General features: G+C 65.4%; 6 protein-coding genes. 3 read left to right on the top strand and 3 right to left on the bottom strand.

From position 1 onward, the window contains the following. A partial coding sequence (locus ACE3S9_RS15535; RefSeq protein WP_374547386.1) for an NUDIX domain-containing protein occupies positions 1 to 263 on the bottom strand: 263 nt, incomplete at its 3' end. A gap of 200 nt (positions 264 to 463) precedes the next feature. Here ACE3S9_RS15535 and mbfA point away from each other — a divergent pair. After that, positions 464 to 1435: an iron exporter MbfA gene (gene mbfA, locus ACE3S9_RS15530; protein ID WP_374547387.1), complete on the top strand. Its 972-nt coding sequence runs from the start codon at positions 464 to 466 to the stop codon at positions 1433 to 1435. Next, positions 1432 to 2301, top strand: a complete 870-nt coding sequence (locus tag ACE3S9_RS15525; RefSeq protein ID WP_374547385.1) for a metallophosphoesterase — start codon at positions 1432 to 1434, stop codon at positions 2299 to 2301. Before mbfA ends, ACE3S9_RS15525 begins: the two co-directional genes overlap by 4 nt. 1 nt (position 2302) lies before the next feature. Here the strand turns inward: ACE3S9_RS15525 and ACE3S9_RS15520 are convergent, their stop codons facing one another. Further along, entirely contained in the window at positions 2303 to 2977 is a 675-nt protein-coding gene (locus tag ACE3S9_RS15520) for a hypothetical protein (RefSeq protein ID WP_374547384.1), read from the bottom strand. Positions 2978 to 3204: 227 nt separating this feature from the next. On the opposite strand from ACE3S9_RS15520, the gene ACE3S9_RS15515 reads away from it, so the two are divergent. Further along, positions 3205 to 3627 carry a hypothetical protein gene (locus ACE3S9_RS15515; protein WP_374547383.1) on the top strand — a complete coding sequence of 141 codons (423 nt, stop codon included), beginning with the start codon at positions 3205 to 3207 and terminating at the stop codon, positions 3625 to 3627. 25 nt (positions 3628 to 3652) lie between these two features. Here the strand turns inward: ACE3S9_RS15515 and ACE3S9_RS15510 are convergent. Next, a partial coding sequence (locus ACE3S9_RS15510; RefSeq protein WP_374547382.1) for a ferredoxin--NADP reductase occupies positions 3653 to 4339 on the bottom strand: 687 nt, incomplete at its 5' end.

Raw genomic sequence — 4339 nt, 5'->3', positions numbered from 1 at the left:
GCCTGGGTCACGCCGCGCGCCAGATAGAGCGCGACGTGATCGCGCCGCGAATGGCGCGGGTTGTGATAGAAGCCGATCAGGCGCGGCGGCTCGCCGGCGCTCAGGCCGCCCTCCTCCTCCAGCTCGCGCAACAAGGATTCGACGGCGGTCTCGTCGTTTTCGACGGCGCCGCCGGGAAGATGAAAGCCGGCAATATAGGTGTGGCGCACCAGAAAGACGCAGCCTTCCTCATTCAGCGCGATGGCGCGAACCCCCAGCGTCATCGGCCGCCGCAACAAGCCGTGGACCCGCTGTCCCTGTCGAACGATTTTTTGCCAAAACTGCATTTCGGACATCAAAACTCCGCGACTGGATTCAGCCTCAAAATCAAACTATAGCTTGGTTGCATGTGCGAAGCGAAGCGTCGAGGCGAGCGGCCCCGTTCGGTCAGGGCTTTCCCGCCACATCGGGTGACGTGATGAGTCTGAAGAATTTTTCCGATCTCACGCAACGCGAGGTTCTCGCCATCGCCATCGCCTCCGAGGAAGAAGACAACCGAATTTACACCAGTTTCGCAGAAGAACTGGCCGACCGCTATCCGGCGACGTCGAAAGTCTTCGAGGGCATGGCGGCCGAGGAAGACGGCCACCGCCGCCGCCTGCTGGAAATCTATCAGGCGCGTTTCGGCTCGAACCTGCCCGCGATCCGCCGCGAGGACGTCAAGGGCTTTTACAGCCGCCGCCCGATCTGGCTCGTCAAGAACCTGCCGCTAGACATGATCCGCCATCAGGCCGAGGCGATGGAGGCGGATTCGCAGCGCTTCTACCTCCAGGCGGCGGAAGCCTCGCAGGATGTCGGCGTGCGCAAGCTGCTTGGCGATCTCGCCATGGTCGAGAAGAGTCATGGCGAAAGGGCCAACGCCCTCGCCGAGGCGATCCTGACCGAAAGCGCGCGCGAGGCGGAGGGCCGCACCGCGCATAAATTGTTCGTGCTGCAATATGTCCAGCCGGGCCTCGCCGGCCTGATGGACGGCTCGGTTTCGACGCTCGCCCCGCTGTTCGCCGCCGCCTTCGCCACCCAGAACAACTGGAGCACTTTTCTCGTCGGCCTCGCCGCCGCGGTCGGCGCCGGCATCAGCATGGCGATAGCCGAGGCCCTGTCCGACGATGGCTCCGTGACCGGGCGCGGCGCGCCCGTCATCCGGGGCCTGGTGTGCGGCGCGATGACGTCGGCCGGCGGCCTTGGCCACACCCTGCCCTATCTGGTGCCGGACTCCTGGCCGCACGCCTTCTGGACGGCGACCAGCATCGCCGGGGTGGTCGTCTTCTTCGAACTCTGGGCGATCGCCTATATCCGGGCGCGCTATATGGACACGCCCTTCCTGAAGGCCGTCGCGCAGATCGTGGTCGGCGGCGCGGTCGTGCTGGCGGTCGGCATTCTCATAGGCGGCGCGTGAGCTCCGGCCGCATGTTCCGCCTCGCCCATCTCTCCGACGCCCATATCGGGCCGCTGCCGCGCCCGAAATGGCGCGAATTGCTCGGCAAGCGCGCCACCGGCTATATCAACTGGCGACGCGGACGCCATCGCGCCCATGACATGGAGGCGCTGGGCCTGCTGGTGGCCGATCTGCGGGCGCAACGGCCGGATCATGTCGCCATGACCGGCGACATCTGCAATATCGGGCTGCCGGCGGAGTTTCCGCTCGCCGCGCAATGGCTCGGCACTTTGGGCGCGCCCGAGGACGTCAGCCTCGCCCCGGGCAATCACGACACCTATATGCGCTCCAGCCTGACGCATCTCGCCCGCGATCTGAGCCCCTGGATGCGCGACGACGAGGGCGTGACGGATTTTCCCTATCTGCGCCGCCGCGACGGCGTGGCGATCATCGGCCTGTGCAGCGGCGTTCCGACCCTCCCCTTCGTCGCGGCGGGACGGCTCGGCCCACAACAGCTCGAACGGCTGGCGGATATCCTGCGCCAGACCCGCGACGAGCTCCGCGTCGTGCTGCTGCATCATCCGCCCGTCGACGGCGGCGGCGGCATCCGCAATCTCGGCGATCATGGCGCCTTTGCCGAAGTTCTCGCGCGCGAGGGCGCCGAACTGGTCCTGCACGGCCACAGCCATCTGATCTCGCGGAAGAGCCTGCCGGGCCCGCGCGGCGCCATCCCCGTGCTCGGCATTTGCTCGGCTTCGTCGATCGGCCGCAATCCGAGGCGCCGCGCCGCCTATTATGTGATCGATCTCGACGCCGAAAACCGCCGCATGGCGCTTTCCGCGCGGCAGCTCGACGCGGAAGGGCAATTCCGTCCGATCGCGATCTGACCTACCAGAGGGCTTTGGGCAGGCGGCGGCGCTTCCAGCGTTCGCCGCGCGGCGTGGGCGCGGCTTCGTCGCGGTCGCCATGAGGAAGGCGCGAAGCCGATACGTGGGACGCTGAGACGTGGGAATGCGAGACCTGCAAAGCCGGCGCGGGGACGACGCGAGGGAACGGAACAGGCTCGGGGACGAAAAGCGGCGCCTCGGACGCGATGCGCGGCTTAGACTTGGCGCGGGGCTTAGACGTCACGCGCGGCTCGGACTTCACACGTGTCTCGGCCTTCACACGCGTCTCAGGCTTGGCGCGCATCTCAGACTTGGCGCGCGGCTTCGCTGCGGCGCGCGGCGACTCAGACACCGCGCCCGATTTGGCCGCCGCTTTCGGCTTGCGGCCCCGTGGCGTCGCCTTCGCGACAATCGGATCCGCCTGAGGTCTTTCCGACGCCAGCGCGGCTTCCGCCGGGACGACCGGCGGCGCGATGGATTCGAGAATGCGTCGCACGGGCGCTGGCGCCCGGGTTTCCGGCTGCGCCGCAGGCTCCTGCGCGTTGATGGTCTGCCGCCCGTCGACAGCCTCCGGATCGCTCAAAGCCGCCGCCGGACTGAAACCCGACGCCTTGGCGGCGACGCCCTTGCGGGCGCGCTTGACTTCGACGACGAAAGATTTGGGCGAACGGCGCAAGCTGTCGGCTCCCGTCAAAAAGAAAATCGAATCAATTTACATTGTTTAGTTTATGCGAAAACGTTCGCGCCAGATAGCGACGGCGCGCGGCAAAGACTTGTTCAGATGAGAAAAACTCATTTCCGCCCCGCCCCGCCCCGGGCCCGCCTCGAAATCGCCTTCATGGACCTGTCGTCTTGACGGCCTAGATTTTGCTTTGCTCTTTGCTGATCGCGAGGGATGTGGCCATGAAAAAGGTCGTCTTTTACCAAAGGACCGGTTCGGTCAAGGATCGCGCGCAGCAGGCCATGCTCGCCTCTGCCGGCTATGTGGTCGAAACGCTCGATTTAGCGGCGGAACATTGGACGCCCGCCGGTTTGCGCGCCTTTTTCGCGGAACGGCCGGTCGCCGAATGGTTCGACTCTTCGGCCGCGCGCGTGCTTTCGGGCGAGATCGACCCGCTGCGCCTCAATCCGCAGGAGGCGCTGGTGCAGCTCTCGGTCGATCCGGCGCTGATCAACGGCCCGCTGGTCAAATTCAACGGGCGCTGCGCCGCCGGTCTCGATTCCGACGAATTGCGCTATTTCCTGGAGGTCGAGGCGCGCGACGGCAAGCCGGCCTCCGTCCGAAGGCCGCCTGGCGCCTGGGGCGATTCCTGGACGGGCGAGTAAATCGATCGCGGGGCGCGACCTCGCGTCAGGTCTCGACAAAGGCCTTTTCGATCACATAAGAAGCCGGATCGCCGCTGGAGCCTTCGCGGAAGCCGCGCTCCTCCAACATGCGCACCAGATCGCGCAGCAGACCCGGGCTGCCGCAGATCATCACGCGGTCTTCCGCCGGATTGAGCGGCGGCTGGCCGATATCCGCGAAAAACTTGCCGTTTTCGATCAGATCGGTGATGCGGCCCTGATAACGATAGGGTTCGCGGGTCACGGTCGGGTAATGGATCAGCTTTTCCTGGACGATCTCGCCGAAGAACTCATTCGACTTGGCCGCCGCGACAATATCGAGTCCATATTGCAATTCGGAGATCTCGCGGCAACCGTGAACCAGGATCAGGTGATCGTACAGGTCATAGACCTCCGGATCCTTGATGACGCTCGAAAAGGGCGCGATGCCGGTGCCGGTCGAGAACATGTAAAGCCGCTTGCCGGGCAGCAGGCTCGGCTGGACCAGCGTGCCGGTCGGCTTGCGGCCGACCAGAACGGTGTCGCCGACCTTGAGATGCTGGAGACGCGAAGTCAGCGGGCCGTCGGGAACCTTGATCGAGAAAAATTCCAGATCGTCCTCGTAATTGGCGCTGGCCATGGAATAGGCGCGCAGCAGCGGCTTGCCCTCCACTTCCAGACCGATCATCGCGAACTGGCCGTTCACGAAACGAAA

It is taken from the genome of Rhodoblastus sp. (assembly GCF_041915505.1).
GTDB lineage: Bacteria > Pseudomonadota > Alphaproteobacteria > Rhizobiales > Beijerinckiaceae > Rhodoblastus.
The sequence above is the reverse complement of the archived record's forward strand: the minus strand, read 5'-3'. Positions and strand labels throughout refer to the sequence as shown.